The 19,273-nt window shown below is 36.0% G+C and carries 22 protein-coding genes; 16 read left to right on the top strand and 6 right to left on the bottom strand.

Going from position 1 to position 19,273, the window contains the following annotated elements; all coding sequences use genetic code 11:
• Positions 1–2: 2 nt before the first annotated feature.
• Together ASG21_RS12645 and ASG21_RS12640 are read left to right on the top strand one after the other, a co-directional pair.
• Positions 3–323 carry a hypothetical protein gene (locus ASG21_RS12645; RefSeq protein ID WP_056080597.1) on the top strand — a complete coding sequence of 107 codons (321 nt, stop codon included), beginning with the start codon at positions 3–5 and terminating at the stop codon, positions 321–323.
• Positions 316–1,248, top strand: coding sequence for a hypothetical protein (locus ASG21_RS12640; protein ID WP_056080594.1), 933 nt, complete (start codon positions 316–318; stop codon positions 1,246–1,248). The genes ASG21_RS12645 and ASG21_RS12640 overlap by 8 nt, the downstream gene beginning before the upstream one ends.
• A gap of 85 nt (positions 1,249–1,333) precedes the next feature.
• Here ASG21_RS12640 and ASG21_RS12635 read toward each other — a convergent pair whose 3' ends face one another.
• Together ASG21_RS12635 and ASG21_RS12630 are read right to left on the bottom strand one after the other, a co-directional pair.
• Positions 1,334–2,656 carry a dihydrolipoamide acetyltransferase family protein gene (locus ASG21_RS12635; RefSeq protein WP_056080591.1) on the bottom strand — a complete coding sequence of 441 codons (1,323 nt, stop codon included), beginning with the start codon at positions 2,654–2,656 and terminating at the stop codon, positions 1,334–1,336.
• Positions 2,657–2,719: 63 nt separating this feature from the next.
• The gene (locus tag ASG21_RS12630; RefSeq protein ID WP_056080588.1) at positions 2,720–3,547 is read right to left on the bottom strand and encodes an SAM-dependent chlorinase/fluorinase; all 828 of its coding nucleotides are present in this window, start codon (positions 3,545–3,547) and stop codon (positions 2,720–2,722) included.
• A gap of 132 nt (positions 3,548–3,679) precedes the next feature.
• Here ASG21_RS12630 and ASG21_RS12625 point away from each other — a divergent pair, with 132 nt between their 5' ends.
• The 7 genes from ASG21_RS12625 to ASG21_RS12595 all read left to right on the top strand — a co-directional run bounded on the left by ASG21_RS12625 (position 3,680) and on the right by ASG21_RS12595 (position 9,191).
• Positions 3,680–4,639, top strand: coding sequence for a PhoH family protein (locus tag ASG21_RS12625; protein ID WP_056080585.1), 960 nt, complete (start codon positions 3,680–3,682; stop codon positions 4,637–4,639).
• An 86-nt stretch (positions 4,640–4,725) separates the two neighbouring features.
• Positions 4,726–5,385: a porin family protein gene (locus ASG21_RS12620; RefSeq protein ID WP_056080582.1), complete on the top strand. Its 660-nt coding sequence runs from the start codon at positions 4,726–4,728 to the stop codon at positions 5,383–5,385.
• Positions 5,386–5,588: 203 nt separating this feature from the next.
• Positions 5,589–6,254, top strand: coding sequence for a porin family protein (locus tag ASG21_RS12615; protein WP_056080581.1), 666 nt, complete (start codon positions 5,589–5,591; stop codon positions 6,252–6,254).
• A 177-nt stretch (positions 6,255–6,431) separates the two neighbouring features.
• Entirely contained in the window at positions 6,432–6,950 is a 519-nt protein-coding gene (locus ASG21_RS12610) for an outer membrane beta-barrel protein (RefSeq protein ID WP_056080576.1), read from the top strand.
• 116 nt (positions 6,951–7,066) lie between these two features.
• Positions 7,067–7,573, top strand: a complete 507-nt coding sequence (locus ASG21_RS12605; RefSeq protein WP_056080573.1) for a hypothetical protein — start codon at positions 7,067–7,069, stop codon at positions 7,571–7,573.
• Between the two features lie 209 nt (positions 7,574–7,782).
• A complete protein-coding gene (locus ASG21_RS12600) occupies positions 7,783–8,460 on the top strand; it encodes an outer membrane beta-barrel protein (RefSeq protein WP_056080570.1) in 678 nt (225 codons plus the stop codon).
• A gap of 83 nt (positions 8,461–8,543) precedes the next feature.
• Complete coding sequence (locus tag ASG21_RS12595) at positions 8,544–9,191, top strand: OmpW family outer membrane protein (RefSeq protein ID WP_056080567.1); 648 nt, start codon at positions 8,544–8,546, stop codon at positions 9,189–9,191.
• Between the two features lie 163 nt (positions 9,192–9,354).
• Here ASG21_RS12595 and ASG21_RS12590 read toward each other — a convergent pair whose 3' ends face one another.
• From ASG21_RS12590 to ffh, 4 genes are all read right to left on the bottom strand, one after another.
• Positions 9,355–9,741 (bottom strand): MmcQ/YjbR family DNA-binding protein, encoded by a 387-nt coding sequence (locus ASG21_RS12590; protein ID WP_056080565.1) that lies wholly within the window; start codon positions 9,739–9,741, stop codon positions 9,355–9,357.
• Positions 9,742–9,798: 57 nt separating this feature from the next.
• Positions 9,799–10,689, bottom strand: coding sequence for a hypothetical protein (locus ASG21_RS12585; protein WP_056080561.1), 891 nt, complete (start codon positions 10,687–10,689; stop codon positions 9,799–9,801).
• Positions 10,690–10,815: 126 nt separating this feature from the next.
• Positions 10,816–11,676 carry an AadS family aminoglycoside 6-adenylyltransferase gene (locus tag ASG21_RS12580; protein WP_056080556.1) on the bottom strand — a complete coding sequence of 287 codons (861 nt, stop codon included), beginning with the start codon at positions 11,674–11,676 and terminating at the stop codon, positions 10,816–10,818.
• 149 nt (positions 11,677–11,825) lie between these two features.
• Positions 11,826–13,187 carry a signal recognition particle protein gene (gene ffh / locus ASG21_RS12575; RefSeq protein WP_056080553.1) on the bottom strand — a complete coding sequence of 454 codons (1,362 nt, stop codon included), beginning with the start codon at positions 13,185–13,187 and terminating at the stop codon, positions 11,826–11,828.
• Between the two features lie 450 nt (positions 13,188–13,637).
• On the opposite strand from ffh, the gene atpB reads away from it, so the two are divergent.
• The 7 genes from atpB to atpG all read left to right on the top strand — a co-directional run bounded on the left by atpB (position 13,638) and on the right by atpG (position 19,119).
• Positions 13,638–14,750, top strand: coding sequence for a F0F1 ATP synthase subunit A (gene atpB / locus ASG21_RS12565; protein ID WP_056080546.1), 1,113 nt, complete (start codon positions 13,638–13,640; stop codon positions 14,748–14,750).
• Positions 14,751–14,795: 45 nt separating this feature from the next.
• Positions 14,796–15,014: an ATP synthase F0 subunit C gene (locus ASG21_RS12560; RefSeq protein WP_007844726.1), complete on the top strand. Its 219-nt coding sequence runs from the start codon at positions 14,796–14,798 to the stop codon at positions 15,012–15,014.
• A gap of 103 nt (positions 15,015–15,117) precedes the next feature.
• Positions 15,118–15,612 carry a F0F1 ATP synthase subunit B gene (locus ASG21_RS12555; protein ID WP_056080542.1) on the top strand — a complete coding sequence of 165 codons (495 nt, stop codon included), beginning with the start codon at positions 15,118–15,120 and terminating at the stop codon, positions 15,610–15,612.
• Between the two features lie 2 nt (positions 15,613–15,614).
• A complete protein-coding gene (gene atpH / locus ASG21_RS12550) occupies positions 15,615–16,154 on the top strand; it encodes an ATP synthase F1 subunit delta (protein ID WP_056080539.1) in 540 nt (179 codons plus the stop codon).
• Positions 16,155–16,165: 11 nt separating this feature from the next.
• Positions 16,166–16,579 carry a hypothetical protein gene (locus ASG21_RS12545; protein ID WP_056080537.1) on the top strand — a complete coding sequence of 138 codons (414 nt, stop codon included), beginning with the start codon at positions 16,166–16,168 and terminating at the stop codon, positions 16,577–16,579.
• 30 nt (positions 16,580–16,609) lie between these two features.
• Positions 16,610–18,187, top strand: coding sequence for a F0F1 ATP synthase subunit alpha (gene atpA / locus ASG21_RS12540; RefSeq protein ID WP_056080534.1), 1,578 nt, complete (start codon positions 16,610–16,612; stop codon positions 18,185–18,187).
• Between the two features lie 68 nt (positions 18,188–18,255).
• Complete coding sequence (gene atpG, locus ASG21_RS12535) at positions 18,256–19,119, top strand: ATP synthase F1 subunit gamma (protein ID WP_056080530.1); 864 nt, start codon at positions 18,256–18,258, stop codon at positions 19,117–19,119.
• Positions 19,120–19,273: the final 154 nt, after the last annotated feature.

Below are 19,273 nucleotides of genomic sequence, written 5' to 3'. Positions count from 1 at the left end.
AAATGTCTGAAATCAATAAGAAGATTTTTGGAATTTTGCAAAAAACATCTGCAACCACTATACTGGTTCCCATGGTTTTTATATTCTCGCATTTATTCTTCTTACAGCGTTCTATACTATTTGATGATCTTTCTTTTCAGGATTATAAGTTTCTTCTTATAGCAAACATTTCTTTGGTTTTTACGACTGTTCTGATTACCGACAATAAAATTGTCAGAATTATTTATGTAATATTTTTAATTTTTCTTATAATATTTTTGATCGTCTTAACTTTCTTTGTATTGTGGCTGAAAGGAATGGCTAAAGCTTTTAACAATGGTTAATAAAATTTGGAACAGTATATTAACATTTTTCACTTTTGGACTGATTATAGGAATGATTTATAATGAGATTTCTTATAATCGTATTTCAAAATTCGATTATGATCTAAGTTTAAATCAAAGTGATAATATTATAATTGCAAAACTTGAGAATCGATTTTATATTAAAGAAGATTCTGTATCTATTTCAGATATACAATATAATGAATCGATTAAAAAAGAATTTGTTCCTGAAAAATTGTATTTGCTATGGTTTAATTATGTAGATGATAAATTTTATGAATTTAATGGTTATCTACCTTCAGAGGTTCTTCTACAAAACATAAGTGAAGATAATAATATTGAAATAAAATTTGGAAAACATAATATGTTTCAGCTTATTATGAATGAAAAAATTATACAAAATTTCAAAGCTAAAGAAGTGTTAAAACCATGGTTTAATAATTATTTCACCAGAGAAAAAATGGTGTTTTTTGCCCGTAGTGATAAGAAAATAATTCCTTATTTAAATTTGAAAAGTGATTCCGAATTTTCCGGTCTTTCGTCTGAACCGGTATCTTTCTATAATTTTTCCCGACGTAAAAATGATTATGCTGATTCACTAGTGAATGGAAATCTTTTAAACAAAAGTAAACTTTTGGAAGCAAATCTGATGGATGAATTAAATCTTACATTACACAAAAAGAATATAGCGAAAAAAGAAACAGTAGATTATGCTTATGATCGAATTTTAGAAATGAGAATCAATCTTGATCCGGATCAGTTATATGAAATCTTAAAATCAAGCAAAAAAAATAAATTTGATATGGTAATTGATATTGATAAAAATGATAGTCTAAAAAGTATTTATCTGATTGATGATAATAAACGATTCAAACTAAATACGGAGATAAAGTATGACTTAAATTCACAAATAAAATCAGAATAATAAAAAAAACCTCCGGAAAAATTTCTGAAGGTTTTGTATCTGAAATCGGTGCTGAGCCAATTACTCATTACCAATTACTCATTACTTATATTTCCGTGTTTAGATCCCAGTTCTGAAGATAATCGTGAACGTGCTTCAGCATCATTCCACCCAAAGAACCGTCTACCACTCTGTGATCATATGAGTGAGACATGAACATCAACTGACGGATTGCGATTACATCACCATCCTTAGTTTCAAGAACTGCTGGTTTTTTAACGATTGCTCCAATCGCCATAATCGCCACCTGAGGCTGAGGAATAATAGGTGTTCCCATTAAATTCCCAAAGCTTCCTACGTTAGAAATAGTATATGTTGCACCCTGAGTATCTTCTGGTCTTAATTTTTTATTTCTTGCTCTGTAGGCCAAATCGTTGATGGCTTTTGCCAAACCTGAAAGCGATAACTGATCTGCATTTTTGATGACAGGAACAATAAGATTTCCGTCTGGTAAAGCAGTTGCCATACCGATATTGATATTTTTCTTCTTAATGATGTTATCTCCATTGATCGAAACATTGATCATTGGGAAATCCTGAATCGCTTTTACAATAGCTTTTACGAAGATCGGCATGAACGTCAGTTTTTCACCTTCACGTTTCTCGAACATATCTTTGTTCTTCGCTCTCCATTTTACAACGTTGGTTACATCGGTTTCGATGAAAGAAGTTACGTGAGGAGCAATCTGTTTTGCTTTTACCATGTTTTCAGCGATGATCTTTCTCATTCTGTCCATAGGAATGATTTCATCACCTGCACCAACAGAAATTGTTGAAGCCGGAGCTGAAGTTGCTGCCGGTGGGGTAGATGTAGACTGAACCGGAGCAGCCTGTTGCTGAACCACCCGTTGAGCAGGCTGATTTCCTCTGTTGGCAACGTGCGCTAAAATATCTTCTTTGTTAATTCTTCCTTCCAGACCGCTACCTTTGATGGTTTTCAGTTCAGATTCAGAAATATTTTCTTCCTGAGCAATAGATTTTACAAGTGGAGACAAATAAAGATCTCCCGAAAACTCTACATGAGAAGTTGCTGTAGGATTTAAAGGTTCTTCAATTGCTTTGATGGTTTCTGCATCCGGAGTAGGAGTTTCGGTTTTTGCTTCTTCAGAAGCGGTACTTCCGCCTTCTCCTTCAATTTCTAAAATAGCGATGGCTTCACCTACTTTTGCAACTTCGTCTTTCTGCTTCAGGATTTTTACAATTTTCCCCGAAACCGGTGTCGGAACGTCTGAATCTACCTTATCTGTTGCAATTTCTACTACCGAATCATCCTCCTTTACCTGATCACCTTCATTGAATAACCAAGTGATCACTGTAGCTTCCATAACGCCTTCACCCATTGAAGGAAGCAATAATTTGTATTCTGCCATTTTTAAATTTTAGATTTTGACAAATATATAAAAAAAATCGGTTTTTTTACGAAATGTATAATTTTATGAAAACTGAATGAATATTTTTTCTCCCACATTCAATCCGAAGAGACTTTTTGCCCCGTTCTTTTTACTGCCTTTGTAAATGGTAAGTTCCAACAGATCACTGTCATTGAAAATAGCTGCAGACTGCCCGTGGTACTCTGTTTCGCGCTCCCAGTCGGAAACCAGTTCGGTATGGGTTGAAAATATTTTGGACAGGCTCAGATTTCTGAATTTGATGGTAAAATTCTCCTGACCACGACCTATTGTTTCAAAAAACTCTCTGTTGATATTTGAGATTATATTTCCGAAATTATCAATATAAGTCACTTCACCGACCATTATTTTTTCAGATTCATTATAAACAGGCTTAGGAAATGAAAGTTGTTTTGCGGAATCTATTTTTCTGCCGATCACTTCCGGGAGTCCGCCGTTCGCCAAATGTACAGCTACAGGAACGAAAACATCAGTGGAAGTAAAGCTTACAACATCATCAAATCTGTTGTTGAGGGTGATTTCGTAGATTGCTTCCGGTTTAATGTCGAAAAAAATCAGGCTTAAAACACCATTGTCAGCAGCAATAAAGTATGATCCGTCGGCTTTGTACAGGATATTTCTCCTGGATTTGTGATAAAAGCTGTCAGTAGCTATAATATGAATGCTGCCTTTCGGGAAAAATTTGTAGGCATTTCTTACAATATGGGAAGTCTGCACCAGATTAAATGCCTGTATGCCGTGCGTAATGTCTGTAATATTTACTTCACGGTTCAGCGAAAGAATGCTGCCTTTGATGGCTGCAACCCTGTAATCTAAAGTTCCGAAATCTGAGGTAAGCGTAATAATAGACATGAGAAAAGCGTAGAAATGCGAAACGCAAAGATATTTAAAAATTAAAAAACAGATGCCCAAATTGTGGAAAAGTATTTGGATAATTTTAGAAAAAATAATTTAACTTTAAAAATTATAAAATAAACTATTTGCATGTTTGAACTGACCTATGATCTGGAAGATGTCGATGTGAAAATCTTCTACGGGGTGAATAACCAATATTTCAATTTGATAAAATCAAGCTTTCCTACTCTTAAAATTACCGGCAGAGACCATTCTGTTTTTGCCATGGGAAATCAGGAAGCTTTAGATATATTTAAACAAAAACTGGACGATATCGTCAAATTTATTTCCAATAATAATTCTATCGGCCTGAAAGATCTTGAAAGTATTCTTAATCTAAAAGATGAGAATGAAAAACAACTTGTTTTCGATCAGGATATCATTGTAAAAGGTGTTAACGGTAAAATCATTAAGGCTAAAACCACCAACCTTAAAAAACTGGTAAAGGAAACTGATAAAAAAGATATGGTTTTTGCCATCGGGCCTGCAGGAACCGGTAAAACTTACACCAGTGTTGCATTGGCGGCGAGAGCGTTGAGAAATAAGGAGGTTAAAAGAATTATTTTAACGAGACCCGCAGTGGAAGCTGGCGAAAGCCTTGGATTTTTGCCTGGTGACCTGAAAGAAAAGCTCGATCCTTATATGCAGCCGCTTTATGACGCACTCCGTGATATGATTCCACACGAGAAGCTGGAAGGTTTCATGGAAAAGAGAGTTATAGAAGTTGCACCGCTTGCCTTTATGAGAGGGAGAACACTGGATGATGCCTTTGTTATTCTGGATGAAGCTCAGAACACAACGCGTTCCCAAATGAAAATGTTCCTTACGAGGATGGGTATGAATGCTAAATTCATCATCACCGGAGATCCCAGCCAGGTTGACTTGCCGCCAAAACAACAGTCCGGTCTGCGTGAAGCTATGAGAATTCTAAAAGACGTGAAAGAGATTGGTTTTGTGCATCTTACAGAGGAAGATGTAGTGAGGCATCCTGTAGTTAAAAAGATTATTTTAGCTTATAACGAGGAAGACAAAAAGCAGAGTGAACAATAATTTTGAAAAATAATTAAAAATATTTGGCAGTTCCTGAAAATGTGATATATTTGGAGTCTTAAAATTTGTTAAAAATTTATTAAAAGATGAAAAAACTATTACTGATTGCAGCCGTTGGGTTGCTGGGAACTACAGCGTTAAACGGACAGGAAACGAGATTTGGTGTGAAAGCCGGTTACTCTTTGTCAACCATTAAGGTGGATGAAGCTCAGGATGATCTGGAAGCGAGAAGCACAGATCCTTCGCATACATTTTATGTTGGAGGTTTAGTGGAACACAAATTCAGTGATACTTTTGGTATCCAGGGAGAATTGCTGTACTCGCCGCTTGGGGGTAAAGAAGACTACAACGTAAGTGAAGGTCAGCTTTATTTCAGAGAGAAATCTAAACTTACTTTTGGTACTTTAATCATCCCTGTTTCAGCAAAGTATTTCATCACTGAAAATTTATCTGTTGGTTTGGGAGCTAGTTTCGGCCTGATCTTATCAGCGAAGCAAAAAACTGTAATCGATGCAGGTATTGGAATTCCAGGTCTTGAAATAGCTGGTGATGATGATGTGGATATCAAGGATGAAGTGAATACATTAAACATCGCTCCTTTCTTAGGTGTTGAATATATGCTTGAAAACGGATTGTTCTTTGATGCAAGATACAATTACGGTGTTTCAGATCTTTCTAAAAGTGAAGGAAAAGTTACAAACAGCTTTTTACAGGTTGGTGTAGGTTTCAAATTTGGAGGAAACTAAAAGTCGCCTGATACAATATTAAAAGAACCGTCCCGCAAGACGGTTCTTTTTTTGGCTATAAACATTGTGATAATGGGCTCTATACGAAATCTCGGGTATCATAAAATGAAAGGTGATAAAAATCAGAATCTTATGACTGAAAAAACATTTGGCAGTTCTTTAAATTGTGATATATTTGAACCGCAATTATTTAACTATAAAAAATGAAAAAACTATTACTTATCGCATCATTTGCGATCTTGGGAACTACAGCTGCAAACGCACAGTCGGTGAAATTCGGGCCAAAAGCAGGTTACTCGTTATCTACACTGAAATTAAAAGGTGAGGGACAGTCTGAAAAATTTGACGCAAAATCTACTTTCTATGCAGGTGCATTTGTTGAATATAAGTTCAACGACAAATTTGGTATTCAGGGGGAAGTTTTGTATTCACCGCTTGGAGGTAAGCAGGAAGAATCTTTCACTGTAACAGAAATGGGAGTAACTGTAAACGCCACTGCAAAGTCTGAAATTAAATTCGGAATGGTACAGATTCCTGTAAGTGCAAAATATTTCGCTACAGAAAATCTTGCATTCGGATTAGGTTTAAATGTTGGTATCGTAACAATGGCTGAAGCAGAATATTCTGTAACAGCTTCAGGAATGGGACAGTCTGCTTCAGAAAGCGGAACTGAAGATATCAAGGATGAAGTAAATTCTCTTAACCTTGCACCTTTCATCGGAGCAGAATATACACTGAACAACGGATTGTTCTTCGACGCAAGATACAATCTCGGAGTTTCAAACATGATCAAAAATCCAGAAGGAAACGAAACTTTGAAAAACAGCTTCTTCCAGATAGGTGTTGGATTTAAGTTTGGAGGTAAGTAATATTTATCAAAAATTACACAAAAAGAATCGTCTGAAAAGGCGATTCTTTTTTGTTTTAAAAGAAGAATTCGTAAGTATAAAAAGAGTGATACAAGTCAGACCTGAAGTCCCCCAAAAAATCATTTGTCAGTTCTTGAAATTGTGATATATTTGAGCAGACTTAATTAAACTATAAAAATGAAAAAACTATTACTTATCGCATCATTTGTGATCCTGGGAACTACAGCTGCCAATGCACAAGAGAATGGATTTAAAGTCGGTGTTCATGCGGGCTTACCTTTCAATGACGGATATTCATTCAATGCAGGAGTAGATGTAGCTTATACCTGGGCACTGTCTGATAATTTTGAATTGGGTGCAACAACCGGATATTCTTATTATTTTGGTAAAGAATTTACTGTTCCAGGAATTTCTATGGGACCAATTTCTATTCCTGCTCAGTCTTATAAATTTAATATCGGATCTATTCCGGTAGCTGCAACGGCACAGTACAACTTTGACGGAGGTTTTAATCTTGGAGCAGATTTAGGCTATGCATTCCTTACAGGAGATGCTGATGGTGGAGGCTTTTACTATCAGCCGAAAATAGGATACACTTTTGCAGAAAAACATACAGTTTACGCAAGTTACAAAGGTATCAGTAAAGAAGGTACAGAGTTAAGTTCAGTTAACATTGGTTACGCAATCAAATTTTAAGTAATTAACTACAAATTTGTAGAATATGGCAGAGCATTTTTTATGCTCTGCTTTTTTTGTGCGGCATCGGATTTGCTGTGTGGTAGGCATTATTAAATAATTTAAACTAAAGAAAAATGAAAAAGTTAATTCTATTAGGTGCTTTTGCCTTATTTGGAAATTTTGCAAACGCTCAGGCAGGTTTTAAACTTGGAGGTCACATCGGTGCTCCGGTAGGGGACGCTTCTGAAGTTGCAGCTTTTACACTGGGAGTTGATGCGGCTTATATGTGGACCGTTATGAAAGGTCTGGATGTAGGTATTGCTTCAGGATATTCTCATTTTTTCGGGAAAGACAGATGGGATGATTTCGGATTTATTCCGTTGGCAGCCTCAGGAAAATACAGATTCAACGGACTTCCGCTTTTTGTGGGATTGGATCTGGGTGGTGCTATTTCAACAAAAGATGGTATCAACAGCGGTCTGTATGTTTATCCTAAAGTAGGTTTCCAGCTTCCTAAAGCAGAACTGTATTTGGGATACCAGAATATTGGAAGCGAAAGGGGAGACTGGGAGAGAAGAGACAGAAGAATAGACTCTAATTTCGGAGCCATTAATCTTGGTGTAAATTTCTTCCTAAAGTAAATTGATAAAAAATCAACAATATTTTTTTTCCGGTTGCAAAATCGGAATTTTTTTTTGATATACTTGCCGATATTAAACTTATCTCCTCGCGGTGCGAATTTTTGTTATAAAAACTCAATGTTAACGGGTGATATCAATCATATTAACAAATTTTAATTTTGAAAATTGTCACTATACATTTGCACCAAGAAAGTATAAAATTATTCAAAATGAAAAAATTATTAATGGCTAGTGCAATCGCACTTTTCGGTTTAGGAAACGCTCAGACAACTCCTGCTCCAATCGCTAAAGGAACGGTATATTTATCAGGTTCAGTTGGTTATTCTCAAACAGAAGAAAACAACGGAAACGATAAATTTGAGTCTTTCAACGTGCTTCCAACAGCTGGCTTCTTTGTTGCTGATAACTTTGCTGTAGGTTTAGGTGCTGGTTTTGTTACAACTAAGGATACTAACATTTCTACTGCAACTTTTGGTCCTGCAACTATTGTTACAACTAACGAAGTAAGAACTCCTGCTTTCGTTATCGAGCCTTTCGCAAGAAAATACTGGACTTTATCTGACAAATTATATTTCTTCGGTCAGTTAGCTGTACCGATGGCTTTTGCAAAAGCTGAAGATGAAACTACTACTGTTACTACTACTGCAAGCACAGTAACTACTGTTTCTACTTCTTCTGAAGGCAAAGCTACAGGTATCGGTGTAAACATTAAGCCAGGCTTAGATTATTTCTTAAACAAAAACTGGACTATCGAAGCTACAATCGGTGAGTTTGGATACAGCAATATCAAACCAAAAGGTGGTGTTGCTACAAACAACTATAACTTCGGTTTAGATTTAACTGCTGTAACAATCGGTGTTAAATATGTATTCGGTAAAGCTAACTAATTAGCAAACCTTTTATAAATTATAGATCCTGAGATTTTTTCTCAGGATTTTTTTTTACTTTCGCTGTTTTAAATCAATAAACTATGAAAAAATTATTAACAGTAAGCGCAATGCTTATTCTAGGATTTGCTGATGCACAAATGACAAAAGGAGACTGGGTGATCAGTGGAAATACTGGTTTGGGTTTCAACAATACCAATTCTTTTACAAAGGTACAGGGAGTTAAATATGGTGAAGTTAAAACAAGTTCATTTTCAGTAACGCCGTCGGTTGGGTATTTTGTTACTGATGGCTTGGCAGTCGGTATCGATTTGGGTTTTAACAGTATTTCAACAAAAGAGAATTCAAATAAAACCACCGTCTCTTCATTTTCTGTGATGCCTACAGCAACCTATTATTTCAAAACAGGCAGTAAGTTTATCCCTTTTTTAGGTGCCGGTATTGGTTACTCGACCAATAAATTAAAATATGATTTTGATAGTTCATCAATTGATCCCTTACTTTTATTTGAAACTGAAACAGTTACAGATGGTCTGGCTTGGAAGGTGAAAGGTGGAGTTACTTACATGGCAACACAATCTTTAGGGCTGAATTTAGGTCTTGGATTTGATCAGTTTTACACTAAAGACACCTACTCAAATGTTGAATACAAAACATCAACAAACAACTTTGGCGTCAATGTAGGGTTTTCTTATTTCATTAAATCAAAAGCTGAGAAAACAGATAAATAGCCATTAAATATCTTTATTAAATTGATCCTGAGATTTTTTTCTCAGGATTTGTTTGTTCTGAACTTAATGACAGATTTTTTAAAAATTCTGACTAACAATGATTTTCACTGAAAAGCATTGAGATAAAATTAGTAAATATAAGTTTGGATAATGTTTGGTCACTTTACGATCCATTTGCCAATTTATTTTCATCATATTCCTTTATTTGTCTTTTAGTGGCAAGACCTCTCCAGCTCAGTTCAAGAACTTCAGTGATTAATTTTTGATTGTGATTACTAATCCACATACAGATGTAAGGGTAATTTTTAAAATGATCAGGTACATGAAAAATTTCAGGATAGGTTTCCAAATACCTGTCTCTGAATTCAAAATCAAGCCGTATCGGAATAAATTCTCCGCTGTCGTGAAGTCTGCACATCAGTTTACCACGTACTTTTACTGAAGGCGTGCCCTCGTGCGACGTGCTTTCTTCAGTTCCCGGGAAAGTGAGCGCAATATTTTTTACTGCTTCAAAATCGCTGTAATTAAAGTTTTGTGATTTGGTTTTCATGAGCAATTCATTTCTGTATTAATATAAGTAAGTCAGCTCTGACTCTGAAAACCCTTTTTAGCTGACAGCCCTTTTTTGTTTCAGATATATTATTATACCAATAGCAGCTATCACTCCTCCCAAAATTGAGTAAATTAAAAGGTTTGATTTGCTGTCTGCTTTTGCACTTACTGCTGACTTTGTAGTGCAGTTGCAGACGGGTTCACTGTCAGATTCATCTTTTTCTGTCGGACCTGTAAATTTAACTGGTTCAGTTAATTCCATATTTTCATTCCCACTGGCATCCATCAAACCAAACTGAACTTCGTACTCAGTGTCTTCATGAAAAGCGAATGCTCCGCTGCACATATCATGTCCAATTGAAATATTTTGACCTTCAACTGTTAAAAAATAGTCAGACTGTGTTTTGTTTTTTCTGTTGAAAACTTTGGCGTAAATTAAAGTGGGGGAGTTGTCTTTCAATATGCCACAAAAGTTTATGAACCTTTCTGGGCCACATCCCAACGCTCTGAAAGTTCTGTTTTTGTAAGACGGTAAACAGTCCCAAACAGGTTTGTCGAGATCTTTTTTTGAACTGACTGTCCATTTTGCAACTGTATAGTCCTGTTTCTCAAACTCTCCAAGACCGTCAATTTGAAGCTCATACGTTTTTCCGGTTTGTAGTTCTCTTTCCGGCTGTAAAATTGCCTGTGTAAGCCCATACTGACCTTTTAAAATTCGCAAAACCTTTATGGGAACTCTTTCTGAATTTCCATTTAAATAAATTTTATTCTTCTTATTAAGCTGTAAGATCAATTCTTGAGACTCCGCATATCCTTCTATGATAAAAATTGAATTGGGTGCAATGTTTTGTTGAGTCGGCCAAACATTAATACCTGAAAAGCTACATTCAGCTTGCGCTGAAAAATTGAATGTCAGGATTATTAAAAGTAAAAGCAGTTTTTTCATATTGATGATTTTATGTTTGCAGAGATCGTCTTTAAGTCAATGCCGAAACTTTTAACTAAATTACAGATTATAAATCACGCACAAATCATGTATTAAAATTTTTCGGTGCACAGGATAAAATTTTATTCATTTGAATCTTAAACTGTTCAGGTACTTTAAAATATCATCCTCCAGTTTCTTTGGGTAAATGTATCCTGATTTTTCAGCCAAATTGTTTCCGGTTTCTGAAACCAAATCAGCCATTGCAAACAATGCGTTCCAATTATCTTCAATATTACTGCCAGAAAATGTTAGTTCTATTTTATTCCAAATTTCCTGATTCAGATACTTTTTGAAAAGTCTTCCGTGTTTGTTTGTGGTGATATTCCAATCGTGATCAGCTGCAATATACCATTCTATCAGCGAAACCAGATATTCTGTGCGGATCACAGTTTCCGACATGTATTTTGCATAAAATATTTCGTTTCTCGCAAGGCATTTTGCCACATAAGTCGTGTCCCACCAGAAATCATTTATTATTTTTAGAAAATCTTTTTCAAAAGGTCTTCTGATGAGAGAAACCTGATAGGTCGGCTGTTGCATTTGCTTTATAATACCATCTTTATCCATCAGAATTCTGTAGCCAATATCCCAATCTTCCGGTAATCTTTCGTGTTTAGTTTCTCTCAGAAAATTTGATTTGTTGTAAAGTTTAAAATCTATCTTTACTCCATCTTCAAACAACACCATCTTCATTGCATGTATCCCTTCGAAAAAGGTTTCATCTTCTTCAATTATTGCAATCGGATTTCCGAAGTTCATAACCCAATCTTTTTCTAAGATGTATTTTGAATTATTATCGAAAACAAGTTCAATATCCAAATCGCTGAAGTCATCAACGGGTGCCCAAGGATTTGCGAGCGAACTTGTGAGAAGCAGCGCACGCACATCTTCATTCTTTTTTGCCCATTCAATGATGGCTTCCAACTTTTCTTCTCTGACTTTCATTCTTTAAAATTTTGAAAAATTTCTTCATTAAAAATAAACAATAATAAAGATGATTTGTCTTTTAAATTTAAACAAAAAAAACTCTCAGAAAAAATCTGAGAGTTTGTATTTTTAAGCCATAAGCCATAAGCCATAAGCCATAAGCCAACCTATTTCCCGAACATTCCGCCCATTCCCGGCATATTCGGCATTTTGCTCATCATCTGCATCATTTGTTTTCCCTGTGGCCCCTGCATCATTTTCATCATTTTTCCCATCTGGTCAAACTGTTTCATCAGAGCGTTGATGTCTTCGATTTTTCTTCCTGCACCTTTGGCAATTCTGTTTTTTCTCTGAGTATTGATAATTGAAGGTCTTCTTCTTTCATCCGGCGTCATAGAATGAATAATCGCTTCGATATGTTTAAATGCATCATCGCTGATCTCAACATCTTTAATGGCTTTTCCAACCCCCGGGATCATTCCCATTAAGTCTTTCATGTTACCCATTTTTTTGATCTGGTTAATCTGCTTTAAGAAATCATCAAAACCAAACTCATTTTTAGCAATTTTCTTGTGAAGTTTTTTCGCTTCCTCTTCGTCAAACTGCTCCTGAGCTCTTTCTACAAGGGAAACAACGTCTCCCATTCCTAAAATTCTGTCGGCCATCCTTTCAGGGTAGAAAAGATCCAAGGCTTCCATTTTTTCTCCGGTAGATATAAATTTGATTGGCTTTTCAACAACCGAACGGATCGTCAAGGCAGCTCCACCACGCGTATCACCGTCTAATTTCGTTAAAACAACCCCGTCAAAATTTAATGTATCGTTAAATGCTTTTGCAGTATTAACAGCATCCTGACCTGTCATCGAGTCAACCACGAATAGCGTTTCGTTAGGCTTGATATTTTGATGTACAGATTTTATCTCGTTCATCATCTGCTCGTCAATTGCTAAACGACCGGCAGTATCGACGATTACAATATCGTGTCCGTTCGCTTTGGCAAATGCAATTGCATTGTTGGCAATAAAAACAGGATCAACAGAACCTTCTTCCGTGAAAACAGGAACTCCGATCTGTCCGCCCAGAACTTTCAGCTGGTCGATTGCAGCAGGACGGTAAACGTCACACGCAACCAATAAAGGTTTTTTGCTTCTTTTTGTTTTTAAATAATTGGCAAGCTTTCCTGAGAAAGTAGTTTTACCTGAACCCTGAAGACCGGCGATAAGAATTACAGACGGTTTCCCTGAAAGGTTGATGCCTTCCTGAGATCCTCCCATCAAATCTACCAATTCGTCGTGAACGATTTTGGTCATCAGCTGTCCCGGAGTAAGCGATGTCAAAACGTTTTGTCCCAAAGCTTTGTCCTGAACTCTTTTGGTAAGGTCTTTAGCAACTTTATAGTTAACGTCGGCATCCACCAACGCTCTTCTGATTTCTTTTACTGTTTCTGCAACGTTAATCTCGGTGATTTTTCCTCTTCCGGAAATATTGTGCAGTGCTTTATCTAATTTATCCTGTAAACTATTAAACATAAAAAATAATATATAAGGTTTGCAAAAATAAGCTTTTTTTTAAGAATTTAAAACATCCTTATGTCGCTGTTTTTCAATTATAATTTTATTTTTGCAAAATGTATTTTTTCGATTGTTTTATTGTAATTCTTTTAATACTGATTTTTAATTCTGCTGTCTACATTATTTTTAAAAAATATATGTACGGAAAAGAGAATTCGGCGATGAAATTTTTGGTGTTAAATATAGGTAAAGATGTGGTTTGGCTTGCGATTTCTTTAGTATTGATGGAGAAATCAAAAGGGAATTTTCTCTTTCTTGTGGTATGTTTTATAATATCGTCTTTTCTTATATATTTGAGCGTGATAAAACTGATTAACAAATCGTGATTTTTTTGATGATAAAAATCAATTTTTAATATTTGCAGACTGTAATAAATTCGATATATTTGCACACGATTAAAAAAGAGATATGAACAGAAAGATTTCTTCATTATTTTTCGCATTTTTATTTGTACTGGTCGGTAGTTTTGCTTCTGCACAGCACGAATCTGAAGGTGAAAAATCTGCTGAAAAAGTAGAGCACAAAGAGGGCGAAAAAGGCTTCAATGCTACAGAAATGATCATGGAGCACATCGGTGATTCAAACGAATGGCATTTATGGACTACTAAAGATGATAACGGTGTAGAGCATCACGTTTCTGTTCCTCTTCCTGTTATTATTAAGGACAACGCAGGATGGCATACTTTCCTTTCCAGTGACATTGCACACGGTCATGAGCACGATGGTTATACTTTACAACACGGTAAAGTAGTTTCTACAAAAGGAATTCAGGAAGCAAGACTTTTCGGAATGATCTCAGGAAAACAATCTGCAGCTGATTCTTACTTTGATCTTTCTATCACTAAAAATACTGCAGCGATGCTTCTTTCAGTTATTTTTATGGCTGTAATTTTCATCGGAATGGCAAGAAACTATAAAAAATCTCAGTTACCGAAAGGAGCGGGGAGACTTTTGGAGCCGGTTATCGTATTCATCAGAGATGAAGTAGCTATTCCAAACATCGGGTCTGTGAAGTATAAGAGATATATGCCTTATTTACTGACTGCATTTTTCTTTATCTGGTTCAATAACCTTTTCGGACTGATTCCTTTCTTTCCGTTCGGAGCTAACCTTACAGGAAATATCGCAATTACAGCAGTATTGGCAATCATTACTTTATTAATCACATTGTTCAGTGCCAATAAAGATTACTGGAAACACATCTTTATGCCGCCGGTACCTTTATTATTATACCCGATCATGGTTCCTATTGAAATCATCGGGATCTTTACAAAGCCTTTTGCATTGATGATGCGACTTTTTGCCAACGTAACGGCTGGTCACATTATGATTTTGGCGATCATCTCTTTGATCTTCATTTTCAAATCTCCTTTATTAGGATTTGCATCTGTACCATTGGCATTGTTTGTATCGGTACTTGAATTATTGGTAGCAGCTTTACAGGCTTACATCTTTACTGTATTATCGGCATTGTTTATCGGTATCGCAGTTCAGGATCACCACGAAGAGCACGCTCACTAATTAAAAAGAATTTAAAATAATTTTAACTAATATAATTTATTTATTATGGATTTATCAACTGGAGCAGGATTAATTTACGTAGGTATCGGTTTAGCAGTATTAGGCGTAGGTCTAGGTATCGGTAAAATCGGTGGTCACGCTATGGATGCTATCGCAAGACAGCCAGAGCAAGCAGGTAAAATTCAGGGAGCAATGCTTATTGCTGCTGGTCTTATCGAAGGTGCTGGTCTTATCGCGATTATCTTTGGTGCTTTCATCAAGTAATCTATCCTCAAAAAAATATTCTCAGCAGTAATGCGGTTGGCAGCTGCTGAGAATTTTTAAAAAAATGATCCATAAAATAACATTTTAAAAAGAACTTACAGATATGGGAATTATAGAACCTGGAATTGGCCTTTTGTTTTGGATGACGCTTACTTTTGTGATCCTTTTATTTCTCCTTGGGAAATTCGCTTGGAAACCAATTGTAAATGCAGTAAACGACAGAGAAACATCTATTGTTGATGCATTGAATCAGGCTAAACTTGCGAAAAAGGAAATGGAAGATCTTAAAGCTGACAACGAAAGAATTCTTCGTGAGGCTAAAATCGAAAGAGACGGTATCTTAAAAGAAGCAAGAGAAATCAAAGAAAGAATCGTTGCTGAAGCTAAAGATATCGCTAAAGCTGAAGGTGAAAAAATGATCGAAGCTGCGAAACAGACTATTACTTCTGAGAAAAATGCTGCTATGGCAGATATCAAATCTCAAATCGGTACTTTGTCTGTAAACATTGCAGAATCTATCCTTAAGCAAAAACTGGATAACAGCGAAGCGCAAAACGAACTTGTTCAAAATTATTTAAACAAATCAAACCTTAACTAAGAATGCTTACATCTAAAGTAGCTAAAAGATACGCACAGGGATTGCTCGAGTTCACCAATGAATCGGGGCAGACGGCTACTGTATTTTCTGAAATGAAAGATGTGAAGAAACTGATGTCTGAATCTGACGATTTAAACAAATTTTTCAAAACACCTTACATCGATGCAAAAAAGAAAGTAGAGGTTGCTAAAGAGATTTTTAAAGGTTTGTCACCGGTTTCCCAGAATTTAATTACTTTGGTGATCAAACACGGTCGTGAAAATCATTTGAAACATATCGCTCAGGAATTTATCAATAAAGTGGAAGACATCAACGGTGTACAGAGAGTTACTCTTACAACGGCCACTCAGCTTTCCAATGATAATCTGAATGAGATTTTGAAATCATCAAATCTGGTAAAACCAAACTCAAATTTCGATATCAATGTAATTGTAAAGCCGGAAATTTTGGGAGGTTACATTTTGAGAGTGGGAGATCAGCAGGTAGATGCCTCTGTGAAATCTAAACTTAATAATATCAAGAAAGATTTTCATTTAAATTAAAACACATTAAGATGAAGAAAATTTTATTGAGTTCCATGCTTATCGTTTCTTGTTTGGCTTTTGGACAAAAGATTAAGCTTAAAGATGATAAGGTTTACGTTGACGATAAAGAATGCTTAAGTTATAAGTCAAAAGTAAGTGTTAGAAATAGTTTTTTCACTCTTGATGGTAAACCAGTTTTTTATATAGATGTTATAATTGTAGATAGTAAATTAGGAGTTGACGGATCTTATGAAAAAGTAAGTTTTGCAGATTCTGAAGAAATTTCTACAACCAGAAATGAATATTCAAGAAAGGCTATTATCTTACAACTAATTGAAATGGGTGTAATTGAAAATTGTAAATTCAATCCTGACAGAATTAAAGATTATGTTAAAAGATATAATCAAAATTTTGAAAAAAGCATAGTAAGGCATTCATACTAAATATTTTAAAAAAGAAAAAACAACCATACAATGGCAGAAATAAATCCAGCAGAAGTATCTGCGATCTTAAAACAGCAATTGGCCAACTTCGATACTCAATCAAACGTTGAGGAAGTAGGTACAGTTCTTACCATCGGTGATGGTATTGCCCGTGTTTACGGGTTAGAAAATGTACAATACGGAGAGTTGGTAAAATTTGCTAGCGATGTAGAAGGTATTGTACTAAACTTAGAAGAAGACAACGTAGGTGTTGCCCTTTTAGGTGAAAGTAAATTGGTAAAAGAAGGAGACACCGTAAGAAGAACAAACAGAATCTCTTCTATCAAAGTAGGAGAAGGTATGTTGGGTAGAGTAGTTGATACTCTTGGTAACCCGATCGACGGTAAAGGTCCTATCACAGGTGAATTGTACGAAATGCCTTTGGAAAGAAAAGCTCCTGGTGTTATTTACAGACAGCCGGTAACTGAGCCTCTGCAGACAGGTATCGTTGCAATTGACTCGATGATCCCTGTAGGAAGAGGTCAGAGAGAATTAATCATTGGTGACAGACAGACAGGTAAAACTACTGTTGCTATTGATACAATCATCAACCAGAGAGAATTTTTTGATGCAGGAAATCCTGTATATTGTATATATGTTGCCATCGGGCAGAAAGCTTCTACAGTAGCTCAGATTGTAAAAACTTTATCTGATAAAGGAGCTTTGGCTTATACAGTAATTGTTGCAGCTAACGCTTCAGATCCGGTTCCAATGCAGGTTTATTCTGCTATGGCTGGTGCTTCTATTGGTGAGTTCTTCAGAGACACCGGTAGACCTGCTTTGATCATTTATGATGATTTATCTAAACAGGCTGTTGCATACCGTGAGCTTTCTCTACTTTTGAGAAGACCACCGGGCCGTGAAGCTTATCCTGGAGACGTTTTCTATCTTCACTCAAGGTTATTGGAAAGAGCTGCAAAAGTAATCGCTGACGATACTATTGCAAGCCAGATGAATGACTTACCAGAGTCATTGAAGCCAATCGTAAAAGGTGGTGGTTCATTAACTGCACTTCCGATTATCGAAACTCAGGCGGGTGACGTTTCTGCATATATCCCAACCAACGTAATCTCAATTACAGACGGACAGATCTTCTTAGAGTCTGACCTGTTCAACTCAGGGGTTCGTCCTGCGATCAACGTAGGTATCTCTGTATCTAGAGTAGGAGGTAATGCTCAGATCAAATCAATGAAAAAAGTGTCTGGTACTCTTAAATTAGACCAGGCTCAGTATAAAGAACTTGAAGCGTTTGCTAAATTCGGTTCAGACCTTGATGCTTCTACATTAGCGGTAATCTCTAAAGGAGAAAGAAACGTGGAATTGTTGAAGCAGCCGGTAAACTCTCCGCTTCCTGTAGACAGTCAGGTTGCAATGATTTACGCAGGTACTGAGAACTTAATGAGAAACGTTCCTATTAAGAAAGTTAAAGAATTCCAGGTAGAATATATCGCTTTCCTAAGATCTAAGCACCCTGAAACAATGGCTGCTCTGAAAGCTGGGAAAATCGACAACGATATCACAGGAGTTCTTAAGCAGGCAGCTAATGATTTAGCTTCAAAATATAACTAAAATCAATTCAAAATTCCTGATTCAAATTTAAACTTTGAATCAGGAATATTAAATCTTGAATCCGTAGAATGGCAAACTTAAAAGAAATACGAGGCAGAATTACGTCAATCTCATCTACAATGCAGATTACCCGTGCAATGAAAATGGTTTCGGCAGCGAAACTGAAGAAAGCACAGGACGCAATTGTAATGCTGAGACCGTATTCTGAAAAACTTCAGGAGATTATTCAGAATGTGAATGCAAGCTCTGATCCTGATCAGGTTTCTGTTTACGCTCAGAAAAGAGAAGTGAAAAAAGTGCTTTACATCGCTGTTACTTCAAACAGAGGTTTGGCAGGTGCTTTCAACTCATCTATTGTAAAGGAACTGAATATTCAGTTTCAGAATAATGCTCACCACGAAATTGAGGTGCTTACTATTGGTAAAAAAGCTTTCGATGCCGTAAGAAGAAGCCGTAAAGTATATTCAAACGACAGTGCTGTTTTTGATAATCTGAATTTTGATTCTGTTGCCAACGTAACTGAAGGTGTAATGAAAAGCTTCAGAGAAGGTACTTTTGACGAAGTGTATGTGATCTACAATAAATTTGTAAACGCTGCCACTCAGGAAGTAACTACAGAAAAACTGTTACCGATCTCAATGCCGGAAAACGAAGAAGCTCCTGCAGAAACAGATTATATCTTTGAACCGAACAGAGCTGAGATTTTGGATAATCTGATTCCTAAATCAATTAAAACTCAAATGTTCAAAGCAGTTTTAGATTCTGTAGCATCAGAGCACGGTGCGAGAATGACGGCAATGCACAAGGCAACCGACAACGCACAGGAACTGAAAAATGACCTTGTTATTTTCTACAACAAAGCAAGACAGGCAGCCATCACCAACGAAATCCTCGAGATCGTTTCAGGTGCAGAAGCCTTGAAAAATTCATAAGAAGTTTTCTTTAAAATATTCAAAAGCATCGGTTTTTTCCGGTGCTTTTTTGTATTAATGATAATTGATAATTGATGTGCGATGATTGATTGTTAATTTTTTTTGGAATTTATCTCAAAAATTTTGCGGTATATATTCAATCACCGAATTTTGT

It is taken from the genome of Chryseobacterium sp. Leaf394, from assembly GCF_001424105.1.
GTDB lineage: Bacteria > Bacteroidota > Bacteroidia > Flavobacteriales > Weeksellaceae > Chryseobacterium.
Note: the sequence above shows the minus strand (reverse complement) of the source record. Positions and strands in the feature narration are given on the sequence as shown.